Source organism: Polaribacter sp. (assembly GCF_049276715.1).
Lineage (GTDB): Bacteria > Bacteroidota > Bacteroidia > Flavobacteriales > Flavobacteriaceae > Polaribacter.
Window position 1 is genome coordinate 44300 of the sequence record NZ_JBASWY010000006.1, and the last position, 15601, is coordinate 59900.

At 29.8% G+C, this 15601-nt stretch carries 11 protein-coding genes; 1 reads left to right on the top strand and 10 read right to left on the bottom strand.

Annotation, left to right across the window (positions count from 1 at the left end):
• Positions 1-20: 20 nt before the first annotated feature.
• Both WAO74_RS01360 and msrB read right to left on the bottom strand, forming a co-directional pair.
• Complete coding sequence (locus WAO74_RS01360; RefSeq protein ID WP_422159082.1) at positions 21-1577, bottom strand: protein adenylyltransferase SelO; 1557 nt, start codon at positions 1575-1577, stop codon at positions 21-23.
• 213 nt (positions 1578-1790) lie between these two features.
• The gene (msrB, locus tag WAO74_RS01365) at positions 1791-2249 is read right to left on the bottom strand and encodes a peptide-methionine (R)-S-oxide reductase MsrB (protein WP_422159041.1); all 459 of its coding nucleotides are present in this window, start codon (positions 2247-2249) and stop codon (positions 1791-1793) included.
• Positions 2250-2357: 108 nt separating this feature from the next.
• On the opposite strand from msrB, the gene WAO74_RS01370 reads away from it, so the two are divergent.
• Positions 2358-3557 (top strand): Pycsar system effector family protein, encoded by a 1200-nt coding sequence (locus WAO74_RS01370; RefSeq protein ID WP_422159042.1) that lies wholly within the window; start codon positions 2358-2360, stop codon positions 3555-3557.
• A gap of 6 nt (positions 3558-3563) precedes the next feature.
• Here the strand turns inward: WAO74_RS01370 and WAO74_RS01375 are convergent, their stop codons facing one another.
• From WAO74_RS01375 to WAO74_RS01410, 8 genes are all read right to left on the bottom strand, one after another.
• Positions 3564-5951 carry a GAF domain-containing protein gene (locus tag WAO74_RS01375; protein WP_422159043.1) on the bottom strand — a complete coding sequence of 796 codons (2388 nt, stop codon included), beginning with the start codon at positions 5949-5951 and terminating at the stop codon, positions 3564-3566.
• 189 nt (positions 5952-6140) lie between these two features.
• On the bottom strand, positions 6141-7322 hold the full coding sequence (locus tag WAO74_RS01380) for a glycoside hydrolase family 26 protein (protein WP_422159044.1): 1182 nt from the start codon (positions 7320-7322) through the stop codon (positions 6141-6143).
• 2 nt (positions 7323-7324) lie between these two features.
• Entirely contained in the window at positions 7325-8215 is an 891-nt protein-coding gene (locus tag WAO74_RS01385; RefSeq protein WP_422159046.1) for an NAD-dependent epimerase/dehydratase family protein, read from the bottom strand.
• A 2-nt stretch (positions 8216-8217) separates the two neighbouring features.
• Positions 8218-9324, bottom strand: coding sequence for a CDP-glucose 4,6-dehydratase (gene rfbG, locus WAO74_RS01390; RefSeq protein WP_422159048.1), 1107 nt, complete (start codon positions 9322-9324; stop codon positions 8218-8220).
• Positions 9318-10088, bottom strand: a complete 771-nt coding sequence (gene rfbF / locus WAO74_RS01395; RefSeq protein ID WP_422159050.1) for a glucose-1-phosphate cytidylyltransferase — start codon at positions 10086-10088, stop codon at positions 9318-9320. The genes rfbG and rfbF overlap by 7 nt, the downstream gene beginning before the upstream one ends.
• Before the next feature lie 18 nt (positions 10089-10106).
• Positions 10107-11717 carry a glycosyltransferase family 2 protein gene (locus WAO74_RS01400; RefSeq protein WP_422159052.1) on the bottom strand — a complete coding sequence of 537 codons (1611 nt, stop codon included), beginning with the start codon at positions 11715-11717 and terminating at the stop codon, positions 10107-10109.
• Positions 11717-13240, bottom strand: a complete 1524-nt coding sequence (locus tag WAO74_RS01405; RefSeq protein WP_422159054.1) for a hypothetical protein — start codon at positions 13238-13240, stop codon at positions 11717-11719. Before WAO74_RS01405 ends, WAO74_RS01400 begins: the two co-directional genes overlap by 1 nt.
• Before the next feature lie 345 nt (positions 13241-13585).
• A complete protein-coding gene (locus WAO74_RS01410) occupies positions 13586-15526 on the bottom strand; it encodes a leucine-rich repeat protein (protein WP_422159056.1) in 1941 nt (646 codons plus the stop codon).
• Positions 15527-15601 lie beyond the last annotated feature (75 nt).

Genomic DNA, 15601 nt, shown 5'->3' on the forward strand with positions numbered 1-15601 from the left:
AATGTATTTTAAAAAATTCATCAAGAACTACAACTTAACATAGAGCATCCTACTTTGTTTTTTGCCCATTCAGGACGTTTTGCAAACCATTTTTCATATTCTAATTGCTCATCATAAGGTTTTTTTAATAATTGAAATAATTCGTTAATTAGAGAATAATCACCTTTATCAGCTGCATCTATGGCTAATTGTGCCATATAATTTCTTAAAACATATTTTGGGTTTACAGCATCCATTTTCTCTTTTCTTTGATGAGGAGTAAACACTTCTTTTTGCAATCTTTTAGAATAGTTTTTAAACCATAAATTCCACTTATTTTTTACTTCCTCAGAAATATTTTCAAAATCATAAAAAGCTTCTTTTATAACTTCAAAATCTTTTTCATTTTTTGTAATGTTGCTTAAATTTCTGAAGAAAATTGTCATATCAGTTTCTACTAATTGTAAATTGTCCTCTAAATTCTGAATTAACTTACTATCATTGTTAATTTCTAAAAACAAACCTAGTTTAGATTTCATCATTAATAAAGATTTCTTTTGAAAATCGATTTTATATTGATCTAAAATTGCCTCTAAAGGTTCGACTTCTTCAATTATTGGATATAATGCATTTGCTAATTTGTACAAATTCCATAAGCCAATATTTGGTTGATTTCCATATCTATAACGTTTATTTTGCCTGTCTGTGGTATTTGGTGTCCAGCCAAAATCGAAACCTTCTAACCAACCATAAGGTCCGTAATCTATGGTTAAACCTAAAATGGACATGTTATCTGTGTTCATTACTCCATGCACAAAACCCACTCTTTGCCAATGAATAATCATTTCTAAAGTTCGTTCTGAAACTTCTTTAAAAAAGTTGATATACGATTCTTTGGATGGTTTTCCTATATGCGAAAAATGATGTTTGATTGTATAATCAGCCAATATTTTTAAATTCTTAATGTCATTTCTTGCTGCAAAAATCTCAAAGTTTCCAAATCTTAAAAAAGAAGGTGAAATTCTAGATACAATTGCGCCTTTTTCATAAGCCGGATTTCCATCGTACATGACATCACGTAAAACATTATCACCAGATAAACTTAGAGATAAAGCACGGGTTGTTGGAATACCTAAATGAAACATTGCTTCACTGCATAAATATTCTCTGATAGATGAGCGTAAAACAGCCAAACCGTCTGCAGTTCTTGAATATGGAGTTTCTCCTGCACCTTTTAATTGTACTTTCCAGTTTTGGTTTTTATGTTCAATTTCGAATAAATTGATGGCTCTACCATCTCCTAATTGTCCTGCCCAATTTCCAAATTGATGACCTCCATAGCACATTGCAAATGGCTTTGTATTCGGGTAAACTTCATTACCAGTAAATACATTTTTAAAAAAATCAGATTTTGTTTCTTCTTCAGAAATTCCGAGTTCAGCAATCATTTCATCTGAAACATGCAGTACTTTTGGATTTGCAGTTTTTTTAGGTTTTACATAAGAAAAAACTGCGCCTTCTACTGGTCTTCTTGAGTTTTCTAAAACAGCATCTGCTGGTAATTCTTTAGTAAAAGTTTCAATCAAGTTTAGTTTCATCATAATTTATCAATCCATTTTTGAAGATCTCTATCAAGAAGGATTTCTCAACTTTTTATAATTAATTGTTATTGCAGAAAAATTTAATTTTCTATTCTTATACAAATTTCTTAATTCGTCCATATTTTCATGGTTTTTTCTACATCTAAAAACAAGTATTTTAAATTAGGCGTTTCTAAAATTGTTTTATGTCATCTTTCTGTATCAAATAATTTAATCATTTACAAGCCCTTTTTCTAATTGCATGGATTCAGAATTTATGCAATAACGCAATCCACTTGGTTCTGGTCCATCAGGAAAAATGTGTCCTAAATGAGCATCGCAAGTATTGCATAAAACTTCAACTCTTATCATACCCAAAGTTGTGTCTTTATGATATTTTATGGCATTTTCTTTGATCGGCTGCGTAAAACTTGGCCAACCAGAACTCGATTCGTATTTTATAGTAGAATCAAAAAGAGGCGTGTTACAACAAACACAATTGTATTGGCCTTCATCATAAATACTGCATAATTCTCCTGAATGTGGTCTCTCAGTTCCTTTTTTTCTGGTTATTCTAAATTGCTCATCAGTTAGCAGAGCTTTCCATTCTTTTTCAGATTTTTCAACTCTTTTATTTGGAGTTGGGTTTCCTTTTGTTGCGTAATTAATAATATCTTTCCAAGTTAACATTCTTTGTATTTTGTTCTATAGTCGCATAAAGCAGCATAAATTTACAATTAATAAACAGAATAAAAAGTTGTTTTTATTGCTTACTTTTGGTTTATAAAATTTTTTAGAATGAGTAAATTAGTTTCTGACGCAGAGATTTATGTGTTAAATTTCTTGAACAAAAATTTAGAAAAAAACTATGTATATCATAATATTTCTCACACTCAGAGAGTTGTAAAAAACACAAAAGAAATTTGCGAAAATATAACCAGTACTGAGCAAGAAAAAGAAGATGTAATTTTAGCTTCTTGGTTTCATGATACAGGTTTTATAAAAGGAGCTATTGGTCATGAAGCAGAAAGTGTAAGTATAGCAAGAAATTGGTTAGAATCACAAAACGTTGATGCTAGTAGAATTGAAGCTATTAGCAAAATTATTATGGCTACCAAAATGGGTTCTAAACCAACTAGTAAATTAGAAGAAATTATAAGCGATGCAGATTGTGCACATTTGGCTTCAAAGAAATTTTTCGATTATACAGCTCTTCTTAGAAAAGAGTGGGAGTTAACAGGATTTAAAAAGGTTTCTGATGCAGATTGGATTAAGGAAAATATTGAATTTTTTACGCTAACGCAGAAATTTTATACAGATTATGCTTTAAAAAATTGGAGTGAGGATAAGTCTAAAAACTTGGTAAAATTAATTAAAGATCAAAATAAATTATTAGAAAATAATAAGAAATTTGACCAAAAACAAGAAGCACTAGAGCTTAAAAAAAACAAAGGAGATGTGCCAGAAAGAGGTGTTGAAACCATGTTTAGAGTAGCCTTAAGGAACCATATTACTTTAAGTGATATTGCAGATACTAAAGCAAATATTTTACTTTCTGTAAATGCCATTATTATTTCGATGTCTTTCTCTACTTTAATACCAAAATTAGACAATCCTTCTAACGATTATTTATTGATACCTTCTTTAATTTTTGTAACCTTTACAGTAGTTTGCATGATTTTATCAATTTTGGCAACAAGACCAAATGTAACACAAGGTAAGTTTACCAAGGAAGATGTTGCTAACAAAAAAGTAAACTTATTATTTTTTGGTAATTTTCATAAAATGAAGTTAGATGATTTTGAATGGGGAATTAAAGAAATGATGCAAGACAGAGATTATTTGTATGGTTCTTTAACTAAAGATTTGTACTTTTTAGGATTGGTGCTTAACAGAAAATACGGTCTTTTAAGAATAACATATACCGTTTTTATGATTGGTATTATTGTGAGCGCTATTGCTTTTGTTGCAGCATTTGTTATCCAAGCAAGAGGTTAGATTCTTTTAAACTTCTATTTGTTTTATTAAATCATTAAATGTAATGATATCTTTTTCATTGAAATCTTTTTGGTAATTTACCTCTACTCTTAAAGCTTTTAGACCAGAAACACCTTGCAAATCTTCTAATTCTAGGAACTCTAATTTACCTAATTGCTTTCGAGATTGTAAGAAATTGATATATTTTATATACTCTAAAGCATCTTTATCTTGTGAGTATACAATTGCTATTTTCCCAGGAACTGTTATTCTTTCAGAAGTGTTTTTTATATGTGCTTTGTCAATTCTTTTCTTAATAATTTCGTAACGGATATTGTAAGCGCCATCAACATCAAATTGCTTTTCGTCCATTCTAAATTTAATGGCCATTGGATTGCTATGCACTAAAATAAGAGATGCTATTTTTAAATCTGCATCCATATTTTCACGTTCGTTAAAAGCAATATTTTCCATTTCGCACATTACTTGTAATTGCCATAAACGTAAATTGTATAAATAAATAGCATCAAAAGAGTTTTCTTTCGTAATAGATTCACCTATATACATATTAAATTCTACACCATCTGTTTTGTATCTTTCGAAATAGTGAGGGTACATTTTTTGAGCTTCTTTCTGTTTTAAATCGATATAGTCAGAAAGTTTTTCGTTTATGTGTTCTACGCTTTTTTCATACTCTTTTCTTCTTTCGTAAACCAAACCTAAATTTTTGTCTAAACGATTCATGTAAATGGAAACATTTTTAGAAAGTTCGCTATCTATCTCTTTAATATGATTAAATACAGGATAAATTTCACGACTTAAAAATTCTACTATATTTATTTCATCGCCTGCGTTTAAATCTTTTTTAACATCTTTTAAATAGGTAGAGACACGAAACATAAGCTCCTTGTAAATTGGTAAAGATTCTTTTTTACAAGCCTCTTCTAATACATTAATTGCTAAGGTTAGCTGGGTTACTAAATCTTCTTTAATAGCATTATTTCTAGCAGCAGAAGAACCTTTAATATCGCTCTGACCATATAAAGGATAGACATTATCGAATATAATTTCGTCTAATTTTGCATTTTCGTTTATTTGTGATTCTTGATAAAATTTTTCTGCGGCTTCATAAAAACGCCACTTTACTGAGCTATGAATAGAGGTGTAATTTTCTTGTATGGTTGCTTCTAAAATATTTTGATGTTCTTCTGATGTTCTTTTAACTGCAGCCTCAAAAACAGGAATAATATCTTTTAATTTATTAACATTTACGGAATTTAAATCATAAGCTTTTGGAGATGCAATTTCTAATAATGCCAAATCTCCATTGATGGTAGCTTGAATGGGAATGATTATAATACTCTGAATACCAGATTTATATAAGGTTTTATAAAAAGGATTGTAATTCGTTTCTAAACCATATCTTTCGATATCAGAAATAATAAATGTTTCGTGTTTAATAAAAACTTTCTGCATTATTCCATTGCAAAAATAGCTGTTGTTACATGCTATTTCTTCTTTATTATTTAAAATTAGGCTATTTGATTTCTTAACGATGGTTTCGCAAATTTTTGAATTAATATTATCGAAAATGGAATAACCCAAACGCAAGTCTTTAATACTGTAAAAATCTCTTAAATTATTTTGAAGCTTGTATATCAGTTCATCTCCACCTGCCAATAAATTTGCTTTTATAGAAGAAATCATTTCTTCTGAAGTAACATCAAACAAATTTATAATTCCAAAACCTTTAAAAACATAGCTGTTTGGTGGGAATTTTTCTTTCCAAAAATCGATATTCTCAAAATTATTTAGTAGCTCTCTAAAATCTTCGCTGTTTAATTCTGGTGCATTTTCTGTAGGCGTAATTTCTGAAAAATCTGCATTTAAGGCTGCTCTGTAATATTTCATAGTGCCAGAATTTTTATCTGGAATATCGAAATAAAAAGGTCTTTTCATATCAATTTTAAAATTATAAACAAATCCTAAAATAAATGTACAAGCCAAAATGTACATGCTATCGTCTTCAAAATTTCGAACTTTTAACTCATAATTATCGCCAGCATTTTCAAGAATATTTTCAAAGCGATCTGTAAATTTAAAAGAAGTAAAAGAGAAAGGAATACTTGCAGCTTTAATTTCATTTGATTGCAAAGCTTCTGGAAATAAAGGTTCTAATAAAAGATCTATTTGTTTATTGTAAGTTTTTAATAGATTAAGATTAGAAAAACCATTGATTAGCTCTGGATGATTTTTAAATAAAGTAACCATTTTTTTAGCAGATTCATGATAAGGATGCTCATTAAATTCTTTATGAGCATATTTTTCGAACATTACAAAAACTTTTCTAAAAGAGATGTTTAATTGAAGAGGTAGTTCTGTTTCAATGGCCTTATTAGATGTAACTATATTCATGATTATACGTTGAAAATGTATATACTTAGACGAAAAATATTTAGAAAGTTACAAAAAAATATAGAACTTGTTTTGATTTGGAATAAGTAATGATGAATTAGATAGAAGATTTTTATTAAAAAATAAAGACAGTAATTTATTTTACTGCCTTTATCTTATAATTGTTATTGATGAAAAAATAATAAATAGCTACTCTGAAACAGGTTCTTTAATACTTGCAGGCCATTTATTTAATTCATTTTTTATAGCTGTTGTTACTTCTGTGTCATCTTTAATATACCAACTTACATTTTTGTAAGTAGTAGAACCATCACTTGAATAATGGAAAAACACAATAGAAGTTACATAAGGATATTTTGTATAAAAATCATTAAAAGTATCTGCAAACCATTTTGCCCTACTTCCACCAGGTTTTAAAGATCCAAATTCTGCAATCATTATTGGTTTGTAAAAAGACTCCAATTGTTTGTAATAATTTCCAAAAATTTGTTCAAATGTCCACCAATCACTCCAACTTGTGCTTGTTCCGTAATTTAATGCTCCTGTAGCAACAACATCTACATAGTCTGTTCCTGGATAATATTCTTGAAATTTTCCATAGGTTAAATGTGGGCTCCAAACCCAAATCATATTTGTAGCTCCTACAGATTCAAAAACATCTCTAATGTGTTTAAAAGCAGCAACATATTCAGACGGATCGTTATTTTGAGGTCCCCATGGATAACGATATGGATCATTCATTTCATGGCCAACTCTTAAATAAATTGGATATTCTACTTTTTTTGCTTCCAATGCCCATTCTTTTATATAAGCATCATAATTACCATTCGCTACAGAGGTTAAACCATGTCTGTCTCTTAATTCTGGAGGTCCAATCTTAGGAAAATTATCTTCAGAGAATTTTCCAAACCAAGGTTCCCAAGTAATCATTGGTACAGAACCTATTCTATTGATTGCATTTACTTCATTTACAGGGAAATCGTATTCCTGACCTTCACCCCAAGCTTTGTAAATATGAATAATTGGAAAAGTTAAAGCTAAAGAATCTTCTAAATTGATAATGTTTTCGTACGATTCTCCTTTACTATCATCAGAGGCCCCAAAAAGAATATATTTAGTTTTTAAAAGAGCATACTTATTTTTTCTTTGCGCATCGAACCATTTTAATTTTTTCTCTCTATTCTTTTCTCTTTTACCTAGAATATTATCGCGCTCAAAATTCTGAACCATATTGCTTAAATTTTCTAGAAATCCTCCTAAAGGTCCTTTAGAGCTTTTACTTACGGCTGCTAAACCATAAATAACAAAATAACCTAACACTAAAGCAAGTAATACGTTAAAAAGTCTTTTAGATGTTTTTTTGAATGACATAATTATGATTTATTTATAACGATTTCCATGCCTTTATCGATACTGATTTTTGGCTCAAAACCTGTAATTTTTTTAATTTTTGAATTGTCTCCTATCATTTCCCAAACCTCATTATTTCTATAAGGAATTGCTCCTAACAAAATTTTAGCTTTGGTATTCATTGTGCTATTTACTGCTGTTGCTAATTCGCTTAATTTAGTTCCTTTACCACTACAAATATTCATAGTTTCGCCATAAGAATCTGTTGTTTTGGCTACCGAAATTAGTGCATCTACAACATCTCCTACATATAAAAAATCTCTTACTTGTTCTCCTTTGGTCATCAAAAAATCTTCACCCTTTTTTAGTGATAGAATCATTTGAGGAATAAAGAAACTCTCTGGCATATGTTCTCCATAAAAGTTAAATACACGTAGGTTGGTAAACTTTTTATTGTATTGGTTACAATAGGTTTGAATTAATAGCTCTGCATTTATTTTGGTTAAAGAATAGGGAGATACTGGCTTTGGTACTTGATTTTCGTGAAAAGGTGATGTGTTATTTCCATAAACTTCACTAGTAGAAGTAAATAAAAAATGTGCATCAATATTTTCTAAAGATTTTAAAACATTTAATGTTCCTTGTACGTTCACTGCAGACATTTTTTGGTAAATAGAAAAATCTCTATCTCTACTAATGTTCGCAGCTAAATGATAAACAAAATCTGGTTTTATCTTTTGAATTACTTTATAGGTTTCATCAAAATTAGTAATATCAACAATAAATTCAGTATCAGTTTCTTTACAGTTGCTAGAAACAATAAAAACTGAGGCTTCAATTTTTTTTAGTGCTTTTACTAAAAAGCTACCCAAATAGCCATTTCCACCAACAACCAATACTTTTTTATTTTTCATGTTTATATTGCCCATAAAATATTTGCTGCTTTTGCATCGGATATATATTCCTCTAAATCATTATGAGATAAAATTTTATTGTTTTCGTAATATTCTTTATACCAACTTATAGTTTTATCAATCGTTTTATCAATTCCCCAAACAGCCTTCCATTTTAATTTCTTATTTGCTTTTGAGCAATCTAACATCAATAAATTTGCTTCATGATGTTCATCTGTATTTTTACTGATTTCAATTTGGATATTATTCCAATATTCATGAGATAATTTTACAATATCACCCACTTGTAAATTACTATTATTATCTGGGCCAAAATTCCAACCTTCAGCAGCAGAAACTTCTTTTTTAAGTAATTTCCAACCTAACGTTAAATACCCACTTAAAGGTTCTAAAACATGTTGCCAAGGTCTTGTTGCTAAAGGGTTTCTAATTAAAACAGCTTCATTTTTTGCAGTTGCTTTTATAATATCTGGAATTAGTCTATCTACAGCCCAATCACCACCACCAATTACATTTCCAGCACGTCCGCTTGCTAATAATACTTCGTGTTTATTACCAAAATCTTTAGGATTAAAATAAGAGTTTCTATAAGATGATGTTAGTAATTCTGAGCATCCTTTAGAAGCACTGTAAGGATCATAACCACCCATGGGTTCATTTTCTCTGTAGCCCCATTCCCATTCCTTATTTTCGTAACATTTATCTGTGGTAACATTTATAATAGCTTTTACAGAAGATGTTTTTCTGCAAGCTTCAAAAATATTTAAAGTGCCCATTACATTTGTAGAAAATGTTTCTACAGGATCATCATAAGATTTTCTTACCAAAGCTTGTGCTGCTAAATGAAAAACGATGTCTGGCTGAACTTCTTGGAAATATTTTTCCAAAACATCCGCATTTCTAATGTCGTTTATCTTTTCTTCTATACCAAGGTTTAATAAACTTAAATGATTGATTTCATCTTCATTTTTTAATGAAAACCCATAGACCTTTGCACCCATTTTTTCTAGCCAAAGTGCTAGCCAAGGTCCTTTAAAACCTGTGTGACCAGTTAAAAGAACTTTTTTATCTTTATAAACTCCTTCAAATAGGGATTCGAAATTTACCATGTTTTCCAAGGTGCTTTATTTTCTGCCCATTTAGACTCCAACTCATTTTTATCCCTTAAAGTATCCATAGGTTTCCAGAAACCTGTATGTTTATATGCTGCTAATAAGTTGTCGTTTGCAATATTTTCTAAAGGGCTTCTTTCGAAAATTGTAGTATCATTTTCAAGATAATTGAAAACTATTGGGTCACAAACAAAGAAACCTCCATTAATCCAAGCTCCATCTCCTTTAGGTTTTTCCATAAAGCTATTAATTACGTTGGTATCAGCATTAATATCTACAGCACCAAATCTACCTTCTGGTTGCACACAAGTCATGGTTACTTTTTGCGAATGACTTTTATGAAAATCTACAAGTTCCCTAATATTTACATTACTCACACCATCCCCATAGGTTAACATAAATGGTTCATTTAAATATTTTGCAGCTCTTTTAATTCTCCCACCAGTCATAGTATGCAAACCAGTGTCTAATACTGTTACTTTCCAGTCTTCTGTTTTAGAATCTAATGTTGTCATTTTGTTATTTGTCATATCAAACTCAACATCTGATTGATGCAAGTAATAATTTGCAAAATATTCTTTAATAACGTAAGATTTATATCCTCCTAAAATTACAAAATCATTAAAACCATAACTAGAATAATGTTTCATGATGTGCCAAATAATTGGTTTATCACCAATTTTTACCATCGGTTTTGGAATCGAGGCTGTTTCCTCACTTAACCTAGTACCAAATCCACCTGCTAAAATTACTACTTTCATACTTTTAGTTATTTTTGGTTATTTTTTTATTTTTATTTTTTTATCAGTCGTAACAACAACTCTGCTCCAAGCATTTTCTGCTGTAATATACAAAGATTTAAAAGCGGCTCCAATACCTCCTAAAAATTGAATAAAGGCAATCATAGCAAAACCTATCATAGCCCAAGTTTTTTCGGCTGTAAGAATTAATTCGCTCTCTGGAATGTAATATCTTCTCTCAATGTAAATACCTACCAACATTAGCAAAAACACAATACAATAAAGTATTAACGGTTTTACAAAAGGATTTAAAAAACCTTTTACAGCTATTTTGGCAGTAGGAATATAAGGAATTTTTTTATTAATTAAGGTTAAATAAAAAGCATATGTAAACACAGGCCAACAAGAATATTTTAAAACCATACCTCTCCAATGAATTCCTTTTTCTGTTTTTTTATCACACAAAAACCTTTGTGCATAAGCGTAAATTAATATTGATACGAGCAGAATGGGTGCTCCCAATATAATAAACTCAGTAAAATCCATACTTGCAGGACTTATTTTTGTTGTAAAGAACAATAAAGGTATAAAAATAAAAAAGGCAGTTATAGGGCCAAATAAGTAATAAGTTCCAATAGATAAATAAGATAATTTTTGCCAGAAAGTTAAATGTTTTAAAGTGCCTGGAATTTCATCAAAAAGTAATTCAAAAACTCCTCTTGCCCATTTTAATTGTTGTTTACAAAATGATGTAAAGTCTTCTGGTACCAAGCCACGACTTACAATTACAGGATTGTAAACAGATTTCCATCCTTTCGCATGAATTCTAATAGAAGTTTGTAGGTCTTCTGCTAAACCTTGAGCATGACCTCCAATACTTTCTAAAGCGGTTCTTCTAAACGTACAATTAGCACCAATTGCAACTGCTCCTCCATAACCATATAAACCCATTTGAGTTGGCCCATAAAATGTGTAAGTTTGTTCTGCAGCCCCCTTTGCTGTAAAAGATCGATACATATTGTAATAACCTTGACTTACTTGAACAAAACCAATTTTATCATCTTGAAAAAACCCTAATGTTTGATCTAAAAAATTAGGAAAAACAATATGATCTGGGTCTAAAATAAGTATAAACTCTTCTTTTGTTCGTTTCAATGTTTCGTTAATTTTACCTGCTTTTGCGCCAGGTAAATTTGCCAAATCTAACCAAACAACATCGTGTTTTTCTGCTAATTCTTTAAAGGCAATATCTTCTGTACTATCTAATAAATAAGTGGTATGTGGGTAGTTTAAGTTTTTTAGTGCTTTAAACGTGTTTTCGAACATGGATAAAGGTTCTCCAGGTGCAGAGGTTGTAAAAACGGCAACACTTAAGTTTTTTTCTGGAACAGGAACTTCTTTAGGTTTTTGAATTCGCAGATAATTTACCCATACCAAAGCAACTCTTAGAATACCATATAAAAAGAAAAGACTTAAAATAATGAATAAAAAAAGATTAGAAATATGCTCGCCTTTAAACCACCATTCAACCAGGTTAAAGATGCTTAATAAACCTGCTAAAGTTAGACCTAAGAACACAGCTTTATCTAAGCCTGTTACTTTTTTAGCCTCTTTAAATTCCCATAAATCGTTTCGTAATTTCGAATTCATTAAAAAGTATAATTCAACTCTAAGTTAAAATTGTTTCTATTGTAAAAAAATGTTTCTTGATTAATGTAATTCGCACTCATTCTAAAATTATTTGAGAAAGTGTAATTAATTGATCCTTCTATTTCAGTGTATTTAAAATTTTCATCATAAAAACCTCCAATTTCAAAATTGTTTGGAGTTACTTCAATTGGATATGGGTTCTGAACAGTAGCCTGAATTCCATAATTAACTTTAGCCTGAAGATTTAATTTTTTTGTTGGATTGTAATTTGCTATGAATAATGCAGAGTGAATTTCCTGCTCTCTTGGTGTAAAGTAAGGATTGTAAACGCCTAGACCATTATTATCGTAAATAAATAAGATGTCTTTTGAATCAGAAAAATTGTAACCATATCCTGCTTGAAAATTAAAATTTCTGATATTGATAGGTTGAGAAACTAGCCAACCTCCAATTAATTTTATCTCATTTCCGTCTTTGTAAAATTGTTGGTTATAACCTCCATGTAGAATAATCCATTTATTAAAATAATCTAATTCTCCAAATGCATCTTGTCTTGTTAAATTAAATGTGGTACTCACTATTGTACCAAGCACTTCTTTTTTAGAATATCCTAAGTTTACAGAAATATTTTTGATGATATCTTTATGAAGACTAACACCACCAATCCAATCTGATTTATCGGATAAATTGATGTAAACACCCCCATGTATATTCACTTTTAATTTTAACTTATAAAAGCGAATTTGATTGCTTAAAGTTACAATTGAAGCTAGGTCTTTTTCGGGTGAAAAATGATACGTTGATATTGCTATTTCTGGGTTGAAATATTTTGAAATGTACTGACCAGCAGCTAAATGATGTGCAAAATATTGCAAAGGTTGAGAGTCTGATTGATACTCAAAATTTACGTTTACACGCGCAGAAATTAATTCGTTTATCTGTTCTTCTAAGCTTTTTGTAATGGCTGTATTTGGATATATTTCTTTAATTCTTGCAATTTTTGCTTCAGAACTTTTAACATCACCATTCCAAAAATTAAGATATGCTTGTATTAATAGAAATTCGGCATCCTTTGAATTTTCATCAATAATTCTATCTAAAATAGATTCTACCTTTTTAATTTCACCCATTTCATAAAGAAACCTGGCATAATCTTTTTCAAGATTTAAAGTATTAGGAGCAATAGAAATTGCTTTTTTAAATTTAATTTCTGCTTCTTTTTTATTATTATTTATTGATAAAAGGTGAGCATAAAGCCAGTTTACATTTAAACTCTCAGAAAAGCGGCTATAATTTTTTGATATAATTAACTCCGCTTTTACATATTCTTTTGTGGCAACGCAATCATTAGCTATTTTCAATAATTCATTTTCAGTAATTTCTGTAGATAAATTATTTGTTTTGGAGCTTGATTCAATAGGTTTATTTTGGGAGAAAACAGCTGTATTTAAAAACATTAAAAAGCATAAAATGCTATTTTTAAGTAACTTAAAAGTAGTGTCTACCTTTAATAAGTTCATCATTTTCTTTTGGAAGTTTTTTTATTTATAATTTATATATGAAAAAAACCATTTTAAGTATTCCTTCATTGTTTAATAAAACTCAAATATATTAATTTTTATCAAAATAACTCCTTAATTTATAAAGAGTTTCTTGTGTTTAATTTTTTTTTTTAAAAGTTTTAATATTGTTTATGTAGTAATCTTAAGATAGAATTAATGCAAATCTATCAGTATAAATAATGCACAGTCTAGTAGCTTTTATTGTTAATGTTATAATAAGATATTATGTAGTTTATTAAATGCAACAAACGATTTGATTTTAGCCAAACCGTTTGTTTATTTAAAATATATTAATTTAAAAAAAAATTAAAGAGCTGATATGGTTCCAAAACCTTTCCAAACATCAGCACTACTGTAAGCAGATACTCCAGCAGCAGGAACTTTTAAAGAAGCGCTGCCTAAAGGAACAAATTCAAATGTATTTGCATTTATTGTTAAGGGTGTCGCTTTGTTTACAGTTACTTTTGTTAATTGACCACAATTATAAAAAACTTGGTCACCTATACTATTTATTGCACTTGGTATAGTAATTTCAGTTAAACTCGTACATTGGTAAAAAGCACCATCTTTTATGCTAGTTACAGTATTTGGAGCTGTATATTTATTTAAACCAAAACAATTACCGAAAGTAAAATCGCCAATTTGAGTAATATTACCTAAGGTTGTAATTTCGGTTAAACCTGCGCAATTCCAAAATAGTTTGTCAGCTAAAACAGTAACTCCTGCTGGGATTGTTATTTTACTAAGGCCATTACAACCTCCGAATGCACTCGGCTCTATAGATGTTACTCCACTTGGAATATTAAGTTCTGTAAAGGAACTGCAATTGTAAAAAGTAGATTCTTTTATAGTTGTAATACTACTTGGAATGGTAACGTTTCCTAATTCATCACAATTTGCAAAAGCTGCTGAGCCTATGCTTGTTATTGTATTTGGTAGTGTAATAGATTTTAATTCTCCGCAATTATAAAAAGCTCCAGCTCCAATATTGGTTAAATTAGCAGGAATGTTCACATCAATTAGTTGAAAACAATCTGCAAAAAGATTGTTTGGTATGTTTGTAATTGAATTTGGTAACACAGCTTTTGTTAATTTAACACATGCTCCAAAAGCAGCATCTCCTATAGTAGTTACAGTAGCTGGTACTGTAATTTCTTTTAAAATACTACATTCATAAAAAGCAGCTGAACCAATAGAAGTAATATTACTTGGAATTGAAAAATTCTGTAAATTGTTACATGCGTAAAATGTTTGATTTGGTATTTTTGAAAAACTGTTTGGAAAAGTTACATTGGTTAAGCTAGCACATAAACCAAATACTGCAGCACCCATATTATCATTTGCAACACTACTTGGAATGGTAACATTGTTTAAACTACTACAATCGTAAAAAACATTATCACCTATGCTTGTTACTGTGTTTGGAATGTTAATAGTTGCTAAACTTCTACAGCTGGTGAAAATTCCGGTAGATAAATGGTTAGTTCCAGAGGGTATATTGATGGCTGTTAAACTTAAACATGTACCAAAGGCATCATTACCAATGCTTGTAACAGTATCTGAAATAGTAATACTAGTTATACTGTAAGAATAATAAAAAGCAAAACTTCCAATTTTCTTAAAACTATTTGGAATATTAACACTTGTTATATTGTAACTATCTGCAAAACCATTGTCTGCAATGCTAGTTACTGAATATGTTAAATTAAACTGATCTATAGTTTCAGGTAAATCTAATACTCCATTAGGACCAGCATCTGAGCTCTTTTGAACTGAAACTTCTCTGTTGGTCGAGTTCGTTATTGTATATTTTAATGCACCATCGTTAAAAGTTGTTCCTGCAATTGGGCCAGTTGGAGGAATAACAACAACACTTACTGTTGCTGTTGAAGTGTCTCCATCAGCATCAGAAATAGAATAGTTAAAATTGTCTGTACCATCAAAGGTAGCTGAAGGTGTATAATCTATTGTATCATCTGTAGGATCATTAGCGGTTCCTGCGTTATTTACAGTTACAGTTCCGCCATTTGCAGAAGTTGAAGAAACTAATGCAATTGGACCAACACTAGGACCATCATCTCCAAATTTATCGTTTGTTAAAACGTTTATATTCACTGAAGTATTTACATCTGTAGAAGCAGCATCATCAATGGCTGTTGGTGTATCATTTACATCTGTACTAGGGCTGCTGCCACATGATGATAGAACTAATGCAAGAGTTAAAAGACCTAAACTTATTTTTTTCATTTTTTTTATTTTGAGGGTATTAAAAACAAATGTATTTAATTATTTTTTAAGTTTATGTGTTTTTTAAAGTTTTTA

Excerpts from the sequence above, each read along its gene's own strand:
- rfbG (WP_422159048.1), bottom strand. The coding sequence starts at position 9,324 with ATGGTAAATTTCGAATCCCTATTTGAAGGAGTTTATAAAGATAAAAAA.
- msrB (WP_422159041.1), bottom strand. The coding sequence starts at position 2,249 with ATGTTAACTTGGAAAGATATTATTAATTACGCAACAAAAGGAAACCCA.
- WAO74_RS01360 (WP_422159082.1), bottom strand. The coding sequence starts at position 1,577 with ATGAAACTAAACTTGATTGAAACTTTTACTAAAGAATTACCAGCAGAT.
- WAO74_RS01385 (WP_422159046.1), bottom strand. The coding sequence starts at position 8,215 with ATGAAAAATAAAAAAGTATTGGTTGTTGGTGGAAATGGCTATTTGGGT.
- WAO74_RS01375 (WP_422159043.1), bottom strand. The coding sequence starts at position 5,951 with ATGAATATAGTTACATCTAATAAGGCCATTGAAACAGAACTACCTCTT.
- WAO74_RS01405 (WP_422159054.1), bottom strand. The coding sequence starts at position 13,240 with ATGATGAACTTATTAAAGGTAGACACTACTTTTAAGTTACTTAAAAAT.
- WAO74_RS01410 (WP_422159056.1), bottom strand. The coding sequence starts at position 15,526 with ATGAAAAAAATAAGTTTAGGTCTTTTAACTCTTGCATTAGTTCTATCA.
- WAO74_RS01370 (WP_422159042.1), top strand. The coding sequence starts at position 2,358 with ATGAGTAAATTAGTTTCTGACGCAGAGATTTATGTGTTAAATTTCTTG.
- rfbF (WP_422159050.1), bottom strand. The coding sequence starts at position 10,088 with ATGAAAGTAGTAATTTTAGCAGGTGGATTTGGTACTAGGTTAAGTGAG.
- WAO74_RS01380 (WP_422159044.1), bottom strand. The coding sequence starts at position 7,322 with ATGTCATTCAAAAAAACATCTAAAAGACTTTTTAACGTATTACTTGCT.
- WAO74_RS01400 (WP_422159052.1), bottom strand. The coding sequence starts at position 11,717 with ATGAATTCGAAATTACGAAACGATTTATGGGAATTTAAAGAGGCTAAA.